This window comes from Sulfurimonas sp., assembly GCF_018698455.1.
Classification (GTDB): Bacteria; Campylobacterota; Campylobacteria; order Campylobacterales; family Sulfurimonadaceae; genus Sulfurimonas.
Genome location: NZ_JABIOQ010000029.1, coordinates 1 through 2,398, shown reverse-complemented (window position 1 = coordinate 2,398; position 2,398 = coordinate 1). Strand labels below are relative to the sequence as shown.

Annotated in this window: 4 protein-coding genes and 1 pseudogene; all 5 read right to left on the bottom strand. The window is 33.3% G+C overall.

Annotated elements, in window-relative coordinates; translation table 11 throughout:
• Positions 1–853: dTDP-glucose 4,6-dehydratase (rfbB, locus tag HOG88_RS04315; protein WP_295003586.1), on the bottom strand; the 853-nt coding region annotated here is incomplete at its 3' end.
• Positions 840–1,259: a HEPN domain-containing protein gene (locus HOG88_RS04310; protein ID WP_295003585.1), complete on the bottom strand. Its 420-nt coding sequence runs from the start codon at positions 1,257–1,259 to the stop codon at positions 840–842. The genes rfbB and HOG88_RS04310, both read right to left, overlap by 14 nt.
• Positions 1,256–1,588: a nucleotidyltransferase domain-containing protein gene (locus tag HOG88_RS04305; RefSeq protein WP_295003581.1), complete on the bottom strand. Its 333-nt coding sequence runs from the start codon at positions 1,586–1,588 to the stop codon at positions 1,256–1,258. Before HOG88_RS04305 ends, HOG88_RS04310 begins: the two co-directional genes overlap by 4 nt.
• Positions 1,585–2,172, bottom strand: a pseudogene (locus HOG88_RS04300) (NAD(P)-dependent oxidoreductase); the annotation flags it as partial. The pseudogene HOG88_RS04300 and the gene HOG88_RS04305, both read right to left, overlap by 4 nt.
• A gap of 3 nt (positions 2,173–2,175) precedes the next feature.
• Positions 2,176–2,398 (bottom strand): hypothetical protein (locus HOG88_RS04295; protein WP_295003579.1); only part of this gene is annotated, 223 nt, incomplete at its 5' end.

Sequence of the window (2,398 nt, the reverse complement as noted above, 5' to 3'; positions counted from 1 at the left end):
TGTTTTTTGATGGAACTTTTTCATCAAGTATAGTACATATAGCATCAACTATCTGAAGATTAGTTCTCTCATTTCTTCCACCGATATTATACACATTAGCTTCTTTACCTGTATGGTAGACTAAATCTATACCTTTACAATGATCAAGTACATATAACCAATCTCTAATGTTCTTACCATCACCATAAATGGGAATGCTTTCTCCAGCTAAAGCTTTTCTAATAATAGTTGGAATTAGTTTCTCATCATGTTGTTTTGGACCATAGTTGTTTGAGCAGTTAGTTATAACTGTATTCATTCCGTATGTCTCTTGGTAACTTCTAACTATCATATCGCTACTTGCTTTAGAAGCTGAGTATGGAGAGTTAGGTGCATATGGTGTTTCTTCTGTGAAGAGATCAGTCTCATTAAGAGTTCCGTATACTTCATCTGTTGAGATATGGTGAAATCTACAGTTATTATAATCTTCTTTATACTCAAATGGTTTATTCATCCAGTATGCTCTTGCAACATCTATAAGAGTAAAAGTTCCATTTACATTTGTTTCTATAAATACGCCAGGATTTTTGATGCTATTATCTACATGAGACTCTGCCGCGAAGTGAATAACACCGTTGATGTCATACTCAGTAAATATAAACTCTACAAGTTCACGGTTACAGATGTCACCTTTTATGAACTTGTATCTTGGGTTAGATTCACACTCTTTTAGATTTTCTAAGTTACCTGCGTATGTTAATAGGTCTAGGTTTATTAAGTTGTACTCTGGATACTTCTCTAAAAAGTATGGTACAAAGTTAGACCCTATAAAGCCTGCTGCTCCTGTTAGTAGTATGTTTTTAGCTTTTTGCATTGATGATATCTTCCTTGTCTATTTCTAATATATTACAAACTTTACTAAAGATTTCCTTTGCAAAGTCATAAAATTCTTGAGCGTCTGCAAGAGTAGGCTTACCATTTGGAAGTAGCCCCATATCACCAGGGTATCTTGAATCTATATACAACTCATCAAGATTTGCTAAAAGTTCATCATTTTCTATAGTTAGCTTATCTGACAATATTTTCTTTAACCTTATAAGCTTATGAATTTTAGGAATATCTATTTCATACTCTTCTATTAATGCTTTAAGACTCTTTTCAATTGCTTGCTGAGCATGAAAAGCGACCATGTGTGTAAGATGTTCTATATTTATGATTTGTTCAATTATTAACATATCATCTCTTGAAGCCTTTAACCACTCTTTTGAGATTACTTTCATAATAGTTTGATGCCTTGATTTAATATCTTTCTACTAAACATACTATCCATCTCTACAAATTTTTTATGCATTGCTTTTGTGTGTGTTATTATGTCTGTTGGATATTGTTCACAGATGTCTTTTAATCTTTGTGAAACTTTTTGAGAAATACTATGCTTTTCTTTCCAGCTTTGTGGTATAAAATCGTCATTTGTAACCACATATAAATCTATATCACTATCTTCATTTGGAGTTCCATAAGCATAACTTCCAAAAAGAATAATTTGATTTGGATTTAGAGAACTAAGATTTTCTACTATAAGTGGTTTTAACTCTTCAATATTTATCATTCTCTCTCTCCCATAACAGTTAAACACTCAGCAAGTGAATCTTTCCAATATGGAATCATTATATCAAACTCTTCTTTTATTTTTGATTTATTTAGTAGACTATAGTGTGGTCGTTTGGCAGGTGTTGGGTATTCTTTGGTTTCAATAGGGTTTATTTGACAATCTATCTTAGCCATTCTCATAATCTCTTTAGCGAAGTCATACCAGCTTAGAACGCCTTCATTTGAGTAGTTGTATATTTGGACATCACTAGGTGCAGCTGAAGCAGCACATCCAGGTGAACTGCTCTTCGGATGTGTGGCTTCTAGGAACGCTAACCCGTGGCGTTCTCCACTCTGAGCCTCACCGCTCTTAACCTCACCAATCTTAGAAATAATTTCAAGTATAGCCCTAGCTAAATCTCTCGCATAAGTTGGAGTTCCTACTTGGTCAAATATTACACCGAGAGAATCTCTTTCTTTGCCTAAACACAGCATTGTTTTTACAAAGTTAGCTCCGAAACTACTATATACCCATGAAGTTCTAATGATTATAGAGTTTAAAGGATTTATATCTTGCATAGCTTTTTCACCATCAAGTTTAGTTTCTTAACTTTCGCACCTAAATCCAAGCATTTTCTGTGTAATATCCTGCAAGACACTGATAATAGAGGTTAAATCTTCATTTCTGTTTACAATATCATCAATTTTAGCTACTTCCTCAAGAATAGCAATGAAAGTTTTCATAGCAATAGCCAAAGTTGAGAGTTCACACTCTAAATCTTTAAACAATCCTCCAATAGTTTGAGGTTCATTACTGATACGATTAATA

Bases quoted from the DNA above. Each gene is read 5' to 3' on its own strand.
- HOG88_RS04310 (WP_295003585.1), bottom strand. From the start codon at position 1,259: ATGAAAGTAATCTCAAAAGAGTGGTTAAAGGCTTCAAGAGATGATATG.
- HOG88_RS04305 (WP_295003581.1), bottom strand. From the start codon at position 1,588: ATGATAAATATTGAAGAGTTAAAACCACTTATAGTAGAAAATCTTAGT.